The 17621-nt window shown below is 47.2% G+C and carries 14 protein-coding genes and 1 pseudogene; 10 read left to right on the plus strand and 5 right to left on the minus strand.

The features are described from left to right. The first annotated feature begins 188 nt into the window (after nucleotides 1-188). The 7 genes and pseudogenes from BK120_RS15930 to BK120_RS15955 all read left to right on the plus strand — a co-directional run bounded on the left by BK120_RS15930 (nucleotide 189) and on the right by BK120_RS15955 (nucleotide 7351). On the plus strand, nucleotides 189-1625 hold the full coding sequence (locus BK120_RS15930) for a PTS mannitol transporter subunit IIBC (RefSeq protein WP_076268480.1): 1437 nt from the start codon (nucleotides 189-191) through the stop codon (nucleotides 1623-1625). A 94-nt stretch (nucleotides 1626-1719) separates the two neighbouring features. After that, a pseudogene (locus BK120_RS36420) lies at nucleotides 1720-1860 on the plus strand (HTH domain-containing protein); the annotation flags it as partial. Between the two features lie 189 nt (nucleotides 1861-2049). After that, nucleotides 2050-3750 carry a BglG family transcription antiterminator gene (locus BK120_RS15935; RefSeq protein ID WP_083682047.1) on the plus strand — a complete coding sequence of 567 codons (1701 nt, stop codon included), beginning with the start codon at nucleotides 2050-2052 and terminating at the stop codon, nucleotides 3748-3750. Between the two features lie 2 nt (nucleotides 3751-3752). After that, nucleotides 3753-4190 (plus strand): PTS mannitol transporter subunit IIA, encoded by a 438-nt coding sequence (locus tag BK120_RS15940; protein WP_076268482.1) that lies wholly within the window; start codon nucleotides 3753-3755, stop codon nucleotides 4188-4190. Continuing rightward, on the plus strand, nucleotides 4187-5359 hold the full coding sequence (locus BK120_RS15945; RefSeq protein WP_076268483.1) for a mannitol-1-phosphate 5-dehydrogenase: 1173 nt from the start codon (nucleotides 4187-4189) through the stop codon (nucleotides 5357-5359). Before BK120_RS15940 ends, BK120_RS15945 begins: the two co-directional genes overlap by 4 nt. 5 nt (nucleotides 5360-5364) lie before the next feature. After that, entirely contained in the window at nucleotides 5365-7098 is a 1734-nt protein-coding gene (gene ptsP / locus BK120_RS15950) for a phosphoenolpyruvate--protein phosphotransferase (protein ID WP_076268484.1), read from the plus strand. Then, complete coding sequence (locus BK120_RS15955; RefSeq protein ID WP_076268485.1) at nucleotides 7091-7351, plus strand: HPr family phosphocarrier protein; 261 nt, start codon at nucleotides 7091-7093, stop codon at nucleotides 7349-7351. The genes ptsP and BK120_RS15955 overlap by 8 nt, the downstream gene beginning before the upstream one ends. A 230-nt stretch (nucleotides 7352-7581) precedes the next feature. Here BK120_RS15955 and BK120_RS15960 read toward each other — a convergent pair whose 3' ends face one another. Together BK120_RS15960 and BK120_RS15965 are read right to left on the minus strand one after the other, a co-directional pair. Beyond that, nucleotides 7582-9819: a YhgE/Pip domain-containing protein gene (locus tag BK120_RS15960; RefSeq protein ID WP_083682049.1), complete on the minus strand. Its 2238-nt coding sequence runs from the start codon at nucleotides 9817-9819 to the stop codon at nucleotides 7582-7584. Between the two features lie 76 nt (nucleotides 9820-9895). Next, a complete protein-coding gene (locus BK120_RS15965; RefSeq protein WP_076268486.1) occupies nucleotides 9896-10471 on the minus strand; it encodes a TetR/AcrR family transcriptional regulator in 576 nt (191 codons plus the stop codon). A gap of 242 nt (nucleotides 10472-10713) precedes the next feature. On the opposite strand from BK120_RS15965, the gene ytxJ reads away from it, so the two are divergent. Further along, nucleotides 10714-11052: a bacillithiol system redox-active protein YtxJ gene (gene ytxJ / locus BK120_RS15970; protein WP_076268487.1), complete on the plus strand. Its 339-nt coding sequence runs from the start codon at nucleotides 10714-10716 to the stop codon at nucleotides 11050-11052. 74 nt (nucleotides 11053-11126) lie between these two features. Here ytxJ and BK120_RS15975 read toward each other — a convergent pair whose 3' ends face one another. Continuing rightward, nucleotides 11127-12566 (minus strand): amino acid permease, encoded by a 1440-nt coding sequence (locus tag BK120_RS15975; protein WP_076268488.1) that lies wholly within the window; start codon nucleotides 12564-12566, stop codon nucleotides 11127-11129. A 273-nt stretch (nucleotides 12567-12839) separates the two neighbouring features. On the opposite strand from BK120_RS15975, the gene BK120_RS15980 reads away from it, so the two are divergent. Next, nucleotides 12840-13454, plus strand: a complete 615-nt coding sequence (locus BK120_RS15980) for a PH domain-containing protein (protein ID WP_076268489.1) — start codon at nucleotides 12840-12842, stop codon at nucleotides 13452-13454. Between the two features lie 104 nt (nucleotides 13455-13558). Then, complete coding sequence (locus tag BK120_RS15985) at nucleotides 13559-14227, plus strand: PDDEXK family nuclease (protein ID WP_076268490.1); 669 nt, start codon at nucleotides 13559-13561, stop codon at nucleotides 14225-14227. An 861-nt stretch (nucleotides 14228-15088) separates the two neighbouring features. Here BK120_RS15985 and BK120_RS15990 read toward each other — a convergent pair. Together BK120_RS15990 and allC are read right to left on the minus strand one after the other, a co-directional pair. Next, on the minus strand, nucleotides 15089-16315 hold the full coding sequence (locus tag BK120_RS15990; protein ID WP_076268491.1) for a pyridoxal-phosphate-dependent aminotransferase family protein: 1227 nt from the start codon (nucleotides 16313-16315) through the stop codon (nucleotides 15089-15091). Beyond that, nucleotides 16312-17598 carry an allantoate deiminase gene (gene allC / locus BK120_RS15995; RefSeq protein WP_076268492.1) on the minus strand — a complete coding sequence of 429 codons (1287 nt, stop codon included), beginning with the start codon at nucleotides 17596-17598 and terminating at the stop codon, nucleotides 16312-16314. The genes BK120_RS15990 and allC overlap by 4 nt, the downstream gene beginning before the upstream one ends. Nucleotides 17599-17621: the final 23 nt, after the last annotated feature.

Below are 17621 nucleotides of genomic sequence, written 5' to 3' on the forward strand. Positions count from 1 at the left end.
TTGCAGTTTTAGAAGAAACAATAGTGATTATACAGCATCCCCGAAAATCAGCAATACTAAAAGGAAAAATGATGTCAACAATGCTCATGACGCAACCTGTTTTTCAATTCATTGAATATGAAAGCGCTATACATTACGATTAATTCAGGTTCAGTTAGTGAACATTATTATAAATTGGAGGTTTAAGCATGAGTAAACTGACATCCGAGCAACCGGTATCCGGCGGAGTTAAAGTTTCCGTACAACGATTTGGTCGTTTTCTAAGCGGCATGGTCATGCCGAATATTGGCGCTTTTATTGCATGGGGACTCATTACGGCACTATTTATTCCAACAGGCTGGTTTCCGAACGAAAGCCTAGCAACTCTTGTTGGACCGATGATTACCTACTTGCTCCCTATACTCATCGGCTATACCGGTGGTCAAATGATTCACGGCGTACGCGGAGGCGTAGTCGGCGCAATCGTCACACTCGGCGTTATTGCAGGGGCGGACATTCCAATGTTCCTCGGAGCCATGATCGTTGGCCCGCTAGCCGCATGGGTGCTGAAGAAATTCGATCAATCTATTGAAGGAAAGATTCCTTCGGGCTTTGAAATGCTCATCAACAATTTCTCGTCCGGCATTATTGGCGGCGGTCTTGCACTGATTGCCTTTAAAGGCATTGGACCGGTCGTAGCCGCATTAAGCAAAGTACTTGCTTCAGGCGTAGAGTGGTTGATCAACACTGGTTTCCTGCCGCTTGCGAACATTTTGATCGAGCCAGCTAAAGTACTGTTCCTCAACAACGCGATTAACCACGGCATATTAGGCCCGCTCGCGCTGGATCAAGCATCACAAGCCGGTAAATCCATCATTTACATGCTGGAATCCAACCCAGGACCTGGTCTTGGCATTCTGCTTGCTTATTGGGTATTCGGAAAAGGAATGGTTAAGCAATCGGCGCCAGGCGCTGTTGTCATTCATTTCTTCGGCGGTATACACGAGATTTACTTCCCGTATATTCTAATGAATCCGCGTTTGATTATCGCAGCTATCGCTGGGGGTGTTGCTGGTACATTCACCTTCTCCATCTTCGGAGCTGGTCTTGTCGCCGCGCCATCACCGGGCAGTATTATCGCCTATATCACCATGACGCCAAAAGGCGGACTACTAGCAATGCTAAGCGGCGTAGTCGTCGCAACAATCGTTTCATTCCTCGTCTCTGCTGTTCTTCTTAAAACAAGCAAGCAGGCAGGAGATAACGACAACGAGCTTGAGCTAGCCGCGCAAAAAGTTCAGCAAATGAAAGCTGAATCCAAAGGCAATGCTGCTTCACCTTCCACAGAGCAAGTACAGCTAACGAAAGAGCAAGTGAACAAAATTGTGTTTTCCTGCGATGCGGGCATGGGCTCAAGCGCGATGGGCGCTTCCATTTTACGCAAAAAAATAAATGCAGCTGAGCTGCCGATTACTGTTATCAACACGGCGATAAACGATATTCCAGGCGATGCCGACATCGTGATCACCCATAAAACATTGACTGACCGCGCACGCCTAAAGGCGCCTAACGCAGAGCATATTTCCATTGATAATTTCCTTAAAAGTCCAGAGTATGACTTGCTCGTACAAAGACTAAGTTCATGACTTCATACTTAACGCTGACAGTTTACTGTCGGCGTTAAGTCCATTCTTCTGCTAAGGAGGATAGCCTATCAAAGCCTCAACTAGGCAACGTCGAATTATCGAACTGCTGCTGAGTCAAAAGCAAGAAATTACTGCAGCCGATATCGCGTCCATTGTCGGTACGAGCACAAGGACGATCCATCGCGAGCTTGTCGATATCGAATCGTTACTTGCCGCAAACGGCATTGTACTTCACAAAATAGCAGGGCTTGGTATTCAAGTAGAAGCAGACTCGGATACTCTTGAGCGATTCAAACAATCGTTTGAGCCTTCTGATTACTTTGAATATTCGGCTGAAGAACGAAAAATCGTTATTCTCTGCAGACTGCTTGAGCATGACGAGCCGATAAAGCTGTTTGCACTCGCCCATGAGCTGCGCGTTACGATGCCGACCATCAGCCATGATCTAGATGAGCTGGAGGAACTGATCATCAAACAGGGGATGACCCTTGTTCGCAGAAGAGGATATGGCGTTGAAATTATTGGATCTGAAGAAGATAAGCGTCATTCGATTAGCTTGCTTGCCATAAATCATCTCGACGATTCCGATCTATTCGGTCAATTCAAGAACCTTACAGTCTCAAACCCGATCACAGCACAGCTGCTCGACATGATCGGCAAAGAAAACTTTAAGCGGCTCGAGCATGCGCTATGGGAACTAAATGACGAATGGCCACACACGTTGTCCGAATCTAACTATACAAGATTGCTTATTAAGCTGTCGGTTGCGTTAACCCGAATAGAGAACAACTGCTATGTCACAGCAAGCGAATATCGTCATTCTGATGAAATCATTCCATTGCTGCGAAGCTTGCTCGATGCGCTCAATCTACAGCTCCCAATAGAAGAAAAAACGTATCTTTCACAACTGCTGAATAGCGAAGCTTTTCTAGATAACGGTCTGTTAATTCATCATGAAGATATGAAGGCCATTGAAGGTGTCAGGCTGCTCATCCGTTATGTCGAGGATCAGCTTAACATGTCGCTCATGGAGGATCGATCGCTAGAAGAAGGACTTATTCAGCATATAAAACCAGCCTTTCAGCGCATTAAGGACGGCATCGCCATCCGCAATCCGATGTTAGTGCCGATCAAAAAAGATTACGCTATATTGTTTTCCATTGTTCAAAGCGCTGTACAACAGGTTTATCCGCTTCTACAAGTGCCTGACGAGGAGATCGGTTATATCGTTATGCATTTCGGAGCTTCCCTTGAGCGGTTAAAGCCTTTTCCAAGAAAAATAAGAGCTGTTCTCGTTTGTACGAGCGGCATCGGTTCCTCCAAGCTTTTAGCTGTCAAAATTGCTAACGTACTGCCGCAAATCGACCTGATCGGTCATTATTCATGGTATGAAGCGACAAGGCTTCCGCCTAGCCGCTATGATTTGATCATTTCAACTGTTGATTTGCCGCTAGAGCCGGATCGCTATATTAAGCTGAGTCCCCTGCTCACACCGGAAGAAACCAATAAGCTTCGCAGCTATATAGAGGGCACAACCTTGAAGAAGGCCGCTCCCTCCCTATCAGCAAATGAAGACACGGCAGGCCAGTCTCCTCTGGATCGTTTGCTGCAGCTTCAGCTGTATTCCGGCATCGTTCTTCAGCTGCTTGACGGCTTCCATGTGCATGATTTAACGCTGTTGCCAGATCAAGATCGATTGGATCACCAGCTGCCGAGCATGCTTTCCTTAATTGGAAAGCCATATATCGATGCAAATCGCGAAAAAATAGCCGATCAGCTGCTCGCAAGAGAGCTGCAAGGAAGTCTGGTCATACCAGATACCGAGCTTGCTCTGCTTCATACACGCAGCGAATGGATTAAAGAGCCTCTGCTTGCTTTATATCGATATGATCGATCTTTGCAGCTAGGCGAGGATGAAGATGCGCAGGCCAAGCACCTGTTGATGATGCTCGGCCCTCTCAAGCTTGATTCCTATAGCCTTGAGCTGCTAAGTGAAATTAGCGCAATGCTGCTGCTGCCGGATCTACTTACTTTATTAGCGCATGATGATGCGGCAAGCATTAAGCTGTTTATTTCAAAGAAGCTGGAACAATATATAAAAACCAAATTGGATTGGAGAGAATAATCATGACCATTCTATCTACAGAGAAAGTAAAATTAAACGTTAACCTCAAGGACAAATACGAAGCGATCCGCATGGTTGGACAAATGCTTGTTGACGCAGGGCATGCTCCGCAGTCGTATATCGACAAAATGATTGAGCGCGAGGAGTCTCTATCCACCTATATTGGCGGAGGGCTTGCCATGCCTCATGGCACGAACGAATCGAAAGCACTTATTCAATCTACAGGCATGGCCATTATTACCGTACCGGCAGGCGTAGACTTCGGCGGCGAAGAGCCTGCTCAATTAATTATCGGCCTAGCGGCTGTCGGCGACGATCACCTTGATATTTTGACCAATGTTGCTGTGCTCGTGTCTGAGGAAGAAGATATGCAGCGCATTTTGAACGCTTCGTCGGAGCAAGAATTGATTTCTATCTTTGAATCGGGGATGGAATCATGAAGGCCGTTCACTTCGGCGCAGGCAACATAGGCAGAGGTTTTATCGGTTTGCTGCTGCATAACGCGGGCTACGAGGTATGTTTTGTTGATGTTAATGATACGCTTGTCTCGCAGCTGCAAGAAAAAGGGCAATATGCGGTTAAGATTGCAAACGAGCAGGGCGACACGTATCTTGTTGACCATATAACTGCTATTGACGGCAAAAATATAGATTTAGTCGCTAAGACTATCGCGGAAGCGGATATCGTCACAACCGCTGTTGGCGTATCGGTACTGAAGCACATTGCCGCTGCGGTCGCTAAAGGAATTGAGCTTAGAATCGAGAGCGGCAAAGCCGCTCTTCCGGTTATTGCGTGCGAGAATGCCCTTGGCGGCAGCACGATTTTGAAGCAATTCGTTTATGGCCATCTATCTGCGGATGTACAGGCGAAGGCCGATCAGCATATCGTTTTCCCTGACGCCGCCGTTGACCGTATCGTTCCACTGCAGCAAAATGAAGACCCACTTGAAGTTATGGTCGAGCCTTTCTATGAGTGGACTGTAGAGCGCTCCCCATTGCTTAATTCGCTTAAGGAAATTGACGGAGTACACTACGTCGATCAACTGGAGCCGTATATCGAGCGCAAGCTGTTCACTGTTAATACAGGGCATTGCGTTGCAGCGTATCACGGTTTCCTTAAAGGCTGCGAGACGATTCAAGAAGCGATGAACAACAAAGAGATATTGGCAGAGGTACGAGGCGCATTGCAGGAATCAGGAGCTGCGCTTATCCAAACGTATCAATTCGATGAGAAAGAGCATGCGCTTTATGTTGAGCAAATTTTGGAGCGCTTCGTTAATCCTTACTTGGTAGACGAGGTTGTTCGAATCGGCCGCTCGCCTATTCGCAAGATTTCTCCGAATGACCGTCTAGTTAGACCGGCCTCATTAGCTTATAAATATGGCATGCCTGCCATTCATTTGACCACGGCCATGGCAGCGGCTTTACATTTTAATGCTGTAGATGATCCCGAGGCTGCCGAGCTGCAAGCTTCCATTAAGGAACTAGGCCTTCATTCTACGATAACAAAATATACAGGTTTAGATGAGCAGCATCCGCTTCATATACAAGCGGCAGAGCAATACCGCAAGCTGGAGCAATCACTTCAATCTGCGGCGAAAGGAGTCTGAAGTTAATGACATTAACACTTAAAGGGATAGCAGCATCACCGGGTATCGCCATTGCCCCGGTCTTCCATCTCGCTTCCGAGCGTTTCATACCGACTGAGCAATCTGTGCAAGACAGTGCGCAGGAAATAGAAACGTTCCGCCGTGCTGTTGCAAGCACCCGTGAAGAGGTTGAAGCGATTCGCACAAAAACAGAGGAGCGCCTCGGAGCAGACAAAGCCGAAATATTTGAAGGTCATCTGATGATTTTGGAAGATCCTGATTTCATTGAAGCGATTGAGCAGAAAATAGCCGAAGAATCCATAGATGCTCAATTTGCGCTCCATGAGATTTCCAATTATTTTATCGACCTGCTGCAATCGATGACCGATGAACTGCTAAGAGGGCGCGCCGTTGATATTGAGGACGTATCCGGACGTATCATGAGTCATTTGCGAGGCGTCCCACATACCGACCTAGCCAATCTGTCGGAGGAGTGTATTATCGTCGCGCGCGATCTGACGCCTTCAGATACTGCTCAGCTTAATTTGAACTACGTACGCGGTTTTGTCACAGAGATAGGCAGCCGCACCTCGCATTCTGCCATTATGGCGCGGTCATTGGAAATACCAGCAATCGTAGGGATCGGTCAAGCGGTTCAAGATATGAAAGAGCAAGCTGTTATTATCGTTGATGCGGCTGAAGGCATTGTCCTAATTGAGCCTACGGAAGAAGAACTGGCAGCCTATCAAGAAAAGAAACAAAAGGATGATCTGCGCAGAGCGGAATTAAGCAAGCTGAAGGATAAGCTCACTTTGTCCAAGGATGGCAAGCAAGTTGAGCTGGCAGCCAACATCGGCAGCTTGGAAGATATTCAGCGGGCAATCGACAATGGCGCCGAAGGAATTGGACTTTTTCGTACCGAATTTCTATATATGGGGCGCAGCTCCCTCCCAACGGAGGAGGAGCAGTTCACCAGCTACAAATATGCGCTTGAGAAAATGAACCCTAAGCCAGTCGTCATTAGGACGCTTGATATAGGCGGAGACAAGGAGCTCCCCTACATGGAGCTGCCGAAAGAAAGCAATCCTTTCCTCGGACAGCGCGCGCTGCGCCTATGTCTCGATAGACAGGACTTGTTCCGTACACAGCTGCGGGCACTTCTCCGCGCCAGCCGCTACGGCAATTTGAAAATCATGTTCCCGATGATTGCCGTATTAGAAGAGCTCCTCGAGGCAAAGAAGCTGCTTGAGGAAGAAAAGCAGAAGCTCATCGCCGAAGGCGTACAGCTTGCCGAGCATATCGAAATTGGCATGATGGTCGAAATTCCAGCCGCGGCAGTCGCTGCCGATCTTTTCGCTCCTGAAGTTGATTTCTTCAGCATCGGCACTAATGATTTGATTCAATATACAATGGCGGCAGACCGTATGAACGAAACGGTATCGTACCTGTACCAGCCATGGCATCCATCCTTGCTTCGCCTCATCAGCTTCGTTATTCAAGCGGCAGAGAAGGAAGGCAAATGGGTGGGCATGTGCGGCGAGATGGCAGGCGATCAGACGGCAATCCCCTTGCTTCTTGGCCTTGGCCTGCATGAATTCAGCATGAGCGCAGGTTCGATTCTGCAAGCAAGAGAGCTGATCGGACAGCTTGACCAGTCCGAATGGTCGGTTCATGCCAATCAAGCACTGACTATGCGGAGCACTCAGGAAATTACACAATTCGTAGAACGCACAAGAAACGGAGTGATTCATCATGATTAGCAAAACTTACACTATCATCAATCCGACGGGCTTTCATGTACGCCCTACTAAAACCTTCGTCCAAACAGCAAACACCTTTCCTTGTAAAATCAGCGTCATTGCCAAAGGGAAAAAAGTAAACGGCAAAAGTTCGCTTAGCATGCTGACACTTGGTATTGCGATGAATGAAGAAGTGACTTTGGAAATTGACGGCGAACAGGAAGACCAAGCGCTCGAGACGCTTGGTCAATTGCTCACTGAAATTCACGAATAGCAGATAATTAGCGGCTGACCGAATGAGAAGAGATCATCTTAATTGATCGCTTCCAAGATGGTCAGCCGTTTTTGTATATGACTGTGCGGAGTTAGTCCGGCTCACCTCACTTCCTTGCGCTACATTTGTATACAAAAAAAAGACACTCTCATCCACTTTTCATCGTGTTTGAGAGCGTCTTTGCATATAGGGCTGTGTCACGGATTATCCGAGACTAGCCCTTTTTTAAATTAAACAGATGCCGGAACTGCCGGTTCCAACTGATCGTCCTTCGTTTTCCGATGGGACAAAGTAAAGTACAGATAAGAAAGCACAGCGAACAGAATAGCAATGCCCGCCATAATTGCAACATATCCAGCCATCGAGCTGAAATCTCCGCTTGAGATAATATCTCTAAAGCCTTTGACCGAGTAAGTCATTGGCAGGAACGGCGATACTTTTTGCAACCATCCAGGTACAAGCTCGATAGGGAATGTGCCCGCAGAGCTCGTTAATTGGAAGATAAGCAAAATAACTGCGATAAATCGTCCCGGATTGCCCATTGAAGCAACTAGGAATTGAATAATCATCATAAACGTAATGCTGGTTAGTATGGAGTACATGACGAACAAGCCCATGCTTTGCACTTCCAGCTTCAGCACATAAATAAGAGCAGCATCCGCAATCAATGCCTGAATGGTGCCGATTAGCGCTAAAGTGAGTGCTTTACTCAAAAACCAGCTCCAGCCGTTAACTGGACGAACAGCCGGTTCACGAACCGAATATACAATCGTTAATAGCATAGCCCCGACATATAATCCAAGCGATAGGAAATACGGCGCAAGACCCGTACCGTAGTTATCTACCTTCGTTACTTTCTCTACATCAAGCTTTACTGGATCGGAGAACATATCCACCATCGTATCGGTCAGCTTTAGATCAGACGTCTTATCCGACGCTTCATTCAGCTTGCCTGACAGCTCCTGAGTGCCATCCTCCAATTTCAACAAACCTGATGCTACTTGCTGCGCACCATCCTCCAACTCTACCGAACCATTAACGAATGGCGTAATGCTTGAGGACAACTGTGAAAGTCCAGACGTAAGCGTTGCTGCCCCGCTGTTCAGCTGTTTGGCACCTGTTGCAAGCTTTGTTCCGCCGGCACTTGCTTCAGCAAGCTTCGAGCCGAACTGATTCATGCCGGTTGAAAATTTCTTCGCACCAGCGACTACCTGCTCTGCGCCTGCACCAAGCTGTTTACCGCCGGCCGCTGCTTCCTCGACCTTCTTATCGAAGGTTCCAAGTCCATCAGATACTTTGACTAGGCCTTCATTAAGCTTAGACGCCCCGTCTCTTAGCTGCTTCTGTCCTTCTGAAGACTTCTCCAGACCCGCCGCAAGCTCTCGGCTCGCTTTGAGCAAAGACGCAAAGCTTTCGCTATCCGCCAGCTCTGGATTCGCCTGACCCAGCTGCGCCAGCCCATTCGCCAGCTGCGACGCTCCTGCCTTCAGCTGCTCCTCGCCCGCAGCTGATTCCTTAAGACCGCCCGCTAGCTGCCCCGAAGCCTGCTGCGCGTCCGACGCGCCTCCCGCCAGCTGTCCGCTCGCTCCGGCTAATTGCGACAAGCCGTCGCTAAGCTTCACCGCTCCGGCTCCAAGCGAGCCCGCGCCTTCACCAAGCGATGCGGCTCCCGCGCCAAGCTCCTTCTGCGCTGCCAGCAGCTGTGCCAGGCCGCTAGCCAAGTTATTCGTGCCCGTGCTAAGCTCGGCACTGCCTTTGCCAAGCGCCTTGCCGCCATCGTTCAGCTTAGCGACTCCCTCTTTGAGCGTAAGCGATCCGCTGACCAGCTTCGCTAAGTTTTTCTCGATGAGTACGGCTCCGTCCTTCGCCTTCGTCGTCCCATCAGCAATTTCACCTGCACCATCGCTCGCTTTGCTTATGCCATCCACGAGCTCCTCCATTTGCTCAAACACAGTGCGCGTATAAGCCGACGTCACTTCTTTGTTAAGCTCCATTTTCATGGTGTCGACTGCTTTGCTGCCAATCTGAGAAGCTAAAAAGTTATAGCTCTCATTAGCTAAATACGTAAGCTTAGCCGGTGTTGGCTTATCTGAGGTTAAAGTGGTTGTTTTCTCCGAGAAATCAGAAGGAATCTCAATGGCCAAATAGTAGCTATGATCCTCCATTCCCGCCTCGGCTTCCTCTTTACTTACGAAATGCCATTCGAATTTTTCATTTTCCTTTAGCTCTGCCTCAAAATCATCGCCAATATGCATCATCTCGCCGTTAAATTCGTACCCTTTATCCGCATTAACGACGGCTACCGGCATCTTATCCAAATTTCCGTACGGGTCCCAAAACGCCCCTAGAAACATCGATGAGTACATAACGGGAATCATCAGCACGCCAATTACCGATATCAACAACATTTTGTTGCGGCCGATTCCGGACAATTCTTTACCAAACTGCTTTAAACCTTTGAACTTCAAATCGTCCACTCTCCCAATTACTGATTGACCGTTTCTCTCATTCGGTCATTTCTTTGTGTAAAAAAAGGCATCCAGGTTATTCCGGAGCCAATCCTACTTGCATATAGAATCGCAATTTTTCCGCTACTTGCTGTTTGTTCAGCGGTTCATGCGTTTTTTTCCATTCTACCGTAAGCGCCATATACAAGCGGAGCATAACAAACGCAGTCATTTCTGGATCACAAGGCTTAATCTCGCCTTTATCGATCGCCAGCTGGATTTGATGCTGAATATAACCAACGACTGCTTTCTCTATTTGCTGTATACCCTCCAGCGCCATGGGCGTACCAATCTCGCGTACCTCATGCGATAGCTTAAGTGCAAGCTCATGTTCCTCGCGAAAATCGAGCAGCTGCTCGAGCGCAGCGTTCAAATTATCGAAGAATAACCGATTAGGATCAACAACCTTTTCTGCAACCTGCTTCATTTCAATAATAAGCTTCTTCATAATTTCGTGGAACAACTCTTCTTTATTCGTAAAGAACGTGTAGATCGTCCCTTTGCCCACATTCGCAATTTTCGCTACCTGATCCATGGTCGTCGCCTTATACCCAAACAATGCAAACGACTTCCCCGCAGCATTCACAATCTGCTGTCGTCGATCAATGGCCATTCCTTCACCTCCGAGCATTTCATTCCTTTATCACTTTAAAAACTGACCAAAAAACTAAAACGGTCATTTCGACTTCCGTTATCATAGCACGCTCCAATTCCGATTGCAATACCCGATTCATACAATAGCAATATGGCTCAGGACATAACGACAAAAAAATGACTTTACTCGTCAAAAAGCGCTATACTATATGTACGAATTAATTAATTTCTGCACAGCAGATTAAAAGGAGTGTTCCCCTTATGTCATACAAAGAAATCACGTCCATTGAAGAATGGAACAACGTCTATGAAGCTTCAGCTACTCGTCCACTCGTTATATTCAAGCACAGCACCACTTGCCCGGTCAGCGCTAACGCTTACCAAGAATTCAATCAATATCTTGATGGGAAACCAAGAGAAGATGTGGAATACGTGCTTGTAAAAGTTATCGAATCGCGTCCGGTTTCCAACCAAATCGCTGAAGATACTTCCGTTAAGCATGAGTCCCCGCAAATTATTTTTATCGAGAAAAAAGAAAAAGTGTGGACGACGTCCCACTGGTCGATTACTAAAGCTCATATTACAGCTGTACTCGACTAATTTTTTATAAATTTTTCAAAAAAAGCTTCCAGCCATATGCCTCAGCGCATAACGGTTGGGAGCTTTTTTTCATACTATTCCTCCGGATCTAGCTTACATTCTGCCAGCGTCAGCATTCGAGTACGATACTTCCATTTGTGTCCGATAAAGATGGCAAGGAAAAGGGGAATGCCGATGTAGGAGGCGAAGATATAAGCCCAATCAATACGCCCATCCTTGAGAGCGCCGATAAACTGACCGCCAATCACAACAATACAGAGCAGCATAGCTAGGATTGGACCAAATGGAAACCACTTCGCCAGATAGGCCAGATCCTCTAGCTTGTGGCCTTGTGATACATAGGCTCTGCGAAAGCGGTAATGGCTAATTGCAATGCCAAGCCAAACGATAAAGCCAGACATACCCGAAGCATTCAGCAGCCATACGTAGACGACGCCGTCACCGAAGAAGGAAGCTAAGAAAGCGAGCATGCCAAGAGCCCCCGTCACAAGAAGCGCCGCTACAGGAACCCCGCGCACGTTCAGCTTAGCCAGAAAACGAGGGGCTTTCCCCTCCTTCGCCAGCACCCAAAGCATCCGCGTAGAGGCATACATACCGGAATTGCCTGCTGACAATACCGAGGTCAAAATGACCGCATTCATAATTGAAGCCGCTAAGGCAAGACCTGCTCTCTCGAAAATGATCGTAAATGGACTCGTCGAAATGTCCCCGCTCGCAAGCTTCGCATTTGAATAAGGGATTAACATGCCAATTAGCAATATCGCCAATATGTAGAACAAGAGGATTCTCCAAAAAATAGAACGGATGGCACGCGGGATATTCTCTCTAGGATTCTCACTCTCGCCAGCCGTGACTCCAATTAGCTCCGTACCTTGAAAAGAGAAGCCCGCAGCCATAAATACGCCTAACGTAGCTAGAAAACCAGCAGGAAACGGATTGTCCGTCAGATTGCTTATGCCCACCGCTTTCCCATTCCAAATGCCGATCACCATCATCAAGCCGATAGCGATAAACACGATTACCGTTACAATTTTGATCATAGCAAGCCAGTATTCCGATTCGCCGTAACCCTTAACAGACAGAAGGTTAAGGCTAAGCATTAACAATAGAAATAGACCGCTCCACAAAATAGACGGACTGTTCGGAAACCAAAACTTCATAATAAGCGTGGCTGCAGACAGCTCCGCCGCAATCGTTATCGCCCAGTTGTACCAATAGTTCCAGCCAAGTGCAAAACCAAGCGAAGGATCAACAAAACGTGCTGCATAGGTGCTGAACGTTCCAGACACAGGCATATAGGTAGCCATTTCCCCTAAGCTTGTCATCAGAAAATATACCATTATGCCAATCAGGGTATAAGCAAGCACTGCTCCTCCCGGCCCAGCAGAGTGAATGGCACCGCCACTCGCAAGGAACAAACCCGTACCAATAGAACCTCCAAGCGATATCATGGTCATATGCCGAGCCTTCAAACCTCTGCGCAGCGTGTTCGAATCCTCTCGTTGCTCACTCATCGTCACGTTCCTCCTTTCCATCTCCTCAGTTTGTTGAATTTCCCGTATTTTATCCATCCAATAAAAAGTTTAGTAAGACAATTGATTGAAAAATAATAAGATAAGCCTCTCTATATAAACGCAGCAAAAGTTTGTGAATAAGCCGCTAATAAAACAGATGATTATCCAGTATCACACAACGCTAAAATACGACAAATGGACTATCATAATTTCCATTTTTTAATATATAATGAGTAGGTGTGAATTCCACGCAACGATGAGAGGAATGGTAAAATGTTTGGTAAATTAGCAGCAGATGCCCTTGGAATAAGTGATATTGGCGCGATCATCAAGCCCGAAGATTTCAGCAAAGCCGATTCTGACGATTACGTCATGCATGAGGATAACGAGAAAATTTATTTTCTCATTAAGTCAAAAACCGACGAATATTGCTTCACAAACCTAGCACTCATTCATCTTGACGGAAAAAGCGCCTTGAGCAAAAAACGGACATTGAAGCGCTACTCTTACAGTGCTAATCAAATTTCACAAGTTGCATTAGAAACAGCTGGAACAGTCGATCTCGATGTTGAAATCAAGTTCACGATTGGCTCAGTGCCATTCTCCATTGATGTCAACAAGAAGCATATCGAAGAGCTGAAAGACCTTTATAAAGCACTTATCAAAATCTCAGAAATTACACGCGAGAACGAAATCTCGCTTGAATATGCAAGACGCAGTCTGGATCTCGCATCCACAACGTTGCAGCAAATCCATAAAGGCGACTTCAACGTCGTCGAACAATTCGACGGACTGAACAAATCTGCGTTCAACTGGCTAGTTAACACACATAAGCAATATCGCATCAAGGATTTTGGCGCTATTTTTGAGCGTTATATCAATAACTAGTTAAGAGGCCAATTTCATACGATACGAAAAAAGACGAAGAACGTCCTTCTGCTCATGGCAAAGGGACGTTCTTTTTTTGTCCAAATATAAGGAGGGAACACATCATGCACACTTTTGAACATATGCACACGCTTTTTATTGAGAAACATTTAGAAAAGAGAAGCGGTGAACGCAAAGCGAGATTATTAAGAGGACACAGCTATGGCGAGAAGCTCCTTCTTCAAAATGTATGGTGGCCGGTATTCGGCAATTTTGATTACCTGCACCCAGAATATGAAGTCTATGATCGGAACCGCAAATCGTATTTTCTTGATTTTGCATTTCTCCCGCCTTATGGGCGTTTTGATATAGAATGCGACGGGTTTCAGTCTCATGTCAAAGACATGGATCGCGAGAAATTCAGCTACTCACTTAATCGCGACACTTTCTTAACTGCATTAGGCTGGAAAATGATCCATTTTTCTTTTGACGATATTAAAGATCGACCAGAAATATGCCGCTCTTTGCTTCAGCTCGTTATCGGACCTTATTTATTGCATAAAGTAAATATAAATCCCGTTTCAAAAATTGAAAAAGATTTGCTCCTATTCGCATGGCAGCTCGGTCGCCCTATACGCCCAATTGATGTTTGCAACGCGTGGAAGCTCAACTTCCGCACAGCCCGCAAGCTCCTTGCTGGACTAGCTGACAAAGGTTGGCTCCAATCCGTATCAAAAGGGAGTACCATCAGATATTATGAGCTAAAAAAAGACACGCTTGAGCTCTTATTCTAATATGGCGTAGTGAGGGAATCATGATCAGTATTGCATTTCACTAGTAAACAGCTAATCGGAATTGTGAATTATGGTAGTGATTGCGCTAGTTAATTATGATAGTTAACTACAATATTGCATCGCGCTAGTGATTGCGTTAGTTAATTGTGCTAGTTAACTGCAATAGTGCATCGCGCTAGTGATTGCATTAGTTAATTGTGCTAGTTAACTGCAATAGTGCATCGCGCTAGTGATCGTGCTATTTAATCACCATTGTGAATTAAGCTATCCTGTAGAAATGCAGGATAGCGGCTGGATTAGCTTAATTCGTAGCATCTATGTTGTATTTATACCATATAGCATCTCATTTACAAGCTTGCAATACCGAATTACGAGCTAGTTCCTGCAGAAATACAGGATAGAGAGGTTTTACTCCTAAATTAGTGTAAGTTACTGCAAATGTGCAGGATAGCCGCATCAATTCAACTAGTTAGCCAAATAGACTATAGTCATCAACCGTCAGTAACAACGCGCGACAATCACGGTATGGGATAGCGAAAAAATTCATTTAAAACTAAGGTCCAAAGTCTAAAAGCATAAACTCACCCAATAAAAAATCTATAAATCATTTCGTTTCGGTTCAAAACTAGCAGCCCGCACTCACCTTTAATAAAGAAGCATGTTGTTTAATCTACATCTTATATAAATCCATAACCGCCTGCAGAGCCAGCCCGCTCCCTAACGAGCAAAGACATCAAAACCTAAAGACCAAAGTGCCAGAACCTAAAGCCCACCAACTAAAATAAATCTACAAATCATACTGCCTTTAATCCAAAACAAACAGCCTGCTCTCATCTTATACAGAGGAGCAAGCTGTTTGGTCTACATCCCATAAACATCCATAGCCGCCTGCAGTGCCAGGCCTGCAACCAACTGATGACCGTGTCGAAGCAGAACGGCTTCCAGCGCGCCGAGCGTAAGCAGCACGTTGCGCTTGCTGCAGCTGTAGCCCATTGTACCGATGCGCCATATTTTCCCCTTCAAGGGACCGAAGGAGCTGGCGATCTCGATGCCGTAATGATCAAGCAGCATCGAACGTACAGATTCTCCATCTATGCCAGCCGGAATTTCAATACAGGTAACGACGGTCATTTTGCAGGCCGGGTCGCCGTAGAGACGCAAGCCCATTGCCTCCAAACCAGCAATCAACGCCCCTTCGTGCTCACGATGCCGCGCAAAACGCGCCTCAAGCCCCTCTTCCAGCACAAGCCGCAGCCCTTCACGAAGCGCATAAAGCATGGATGTCGCTTCCGTATGATGGTTGAGCCGAGCAGAGCTCCAATAATCCTGCAGCTGACTCAAATCCAAGTAGTTGCTTTGAATCGGTCGCAGCAGCGGGTCATCCTCGTCGTCAGCGAGAAGCAGCCCTCTTTCAACCTTTTTGCGGCTGAGCAGCTTCACCTCTGCGCGTTTATTGTACGTAATCGGCGCCATGCCTGCCGGTACGGATAAACACTTCTGCGTGCCGCCAATTACCGCATCGATGAGCAGGCGGTCAGTCGCTACCTCAATACCGCCAATTGTCGCAACAGCGTCCACAACGAAGAGCGCATTCACTTCCCTGCACGCTTGCCCGATGCCTTCGAGCGGCTGCATTCTTCCCGTTGATGTCTCGCCATGCACAAGAGCTACGACATCAGGCTGATGCTCCTTTATGGCATTAACTATTTCCTCCGTTAAAAATACACTGCCCCAATCTTTCTCCAGCGTTACAACCTCAGCACCGCAGCGCTTCGCAATCTCGGTCAGCAAATGGCCGAAGCGTCCATAAATCGGCACAAGCACCTTATCGCCAGGCTCGATCAAGCCTACGAGAACAGCCTCTATCCCCGACCTCGACGTCCCATCCACAGGGAATGCCCATTCATTATCGGTCTTAAATAATTGGCGCAGCATCTCCATTGTTTCATTCATTAATGCCGTAAACTCTGGGTCAAATTGTCCCAATATCGGATACGACATCGCCCGCAGCACCCGCGGATCCACCTCGACTGGGCCTGGTGTCATAATCGTACGCGGTGACGGCGCCAAATCTTTGTATAGCTTCATAGCTCTTCCCCCTCATAGCCTAGTCGATACAGCAGCTCTGTCAGCACGAGTACACCAACCGCAAGCTCACGAGGCTCTGTATACTCCTCCGGTGAATGCGATATGCCTCGTCTACTTGGAACAAATAACATCGCAGTCGGACAAATATGCTCAAACATTTGTGCATCATGCCCCGCTCCGCTAACCATTCGTTTCGAAGAAATGCCCATTTCACCACAAATATGATCCATATGCTGTTTAAGCACGTCATTCATCGGAACCGGTTCTTCCCTAAACCACTCCGTTCCATGAATCTGCAGCTGCCTCTCACCAGCCAATGCCGCAAAACGCTGTACGACCCATCGGCAAAAGCTATCGAGAGCCTGTTCATTGGCATGACGCGCATCTACAGTAAATACAACCTTTCCCGGAACGACATTCGGTACATTCGGAAACACCTGCAGCCTGCCAGCGGTCGCCACTAATGGCGATCCTAGCCGCATAGCCTCTTGACGCAGTGCCCCAATCATCGCACTAACCCCCTCAAGCGCATCCCTGCGCATATGCATCGGAGTTGTTCCCGCATGATTCGATTCGCCAATGACTTCAAACTTCAGTCTCCGCTGGCCAGCAATTGTTTCCACTACACCGATAGCGACGCCTTCCCGCTCCAGCACCGCCCCTTGCTCGATATGGATCTCAATAAACGCACCAATATCATGTCGGCGGCTATCCCTGCCCGTTCCTTCGCCAAAGCCGCATTGCTGCATTGCATCCGCAAAAAATACATCTTGAGCATCCTGCAAATGTACAATTTGCTCAAAGTTTCGTTTGCCGGCGATGCTGCCCGATCCCCAGTAAGCCATCGGAAATCGGCTGCCTTCCTCTTCGCAGAGAGATACAAGCTCCAGCGTTCGCTTCGGCTTGCCGAATTGCTTTTGCAAATAATCAAGTGCCAGCAAACCCGCCGCGATGCCGTAGGCTCCGTCATAATGCCCGCCTTGAATAACCGTATCAATATGTGAGCCCGTTATAATAGAAGGCGCATCCCGATCGTCGCCTTGTAATTTTCCAAATAAGTTGCCAACGTTATCAAACTCCGTCGTTAGGCCGCAGCCCTCCATTTTGAGCGCAAGCGCTTGCTGCGTCTCCAGCCATCCCTCGGTATATAGCAGCCGCGTTATGCCGCCTTCTTCATCCGGGCTATATGTTGCCAGCCAATTTAATACTTGCATAACCTGCGTCTCGAAATACGATAATAGCCGTTCCTTCTCTCTCGGATGGGAAAGTACACTTCGCATCATAGCTGCTCCTCCTTCCATTAACT

Origin of the sequence: Paenibacillus sp. FSL A5-0031 (assembly GCF_001956295.1) — a bacterium.
GTDB lineage: Bacteria > Bacillota > Bacilli > Paenibacillales > Paenibacillaceae > Pristimantibacillus.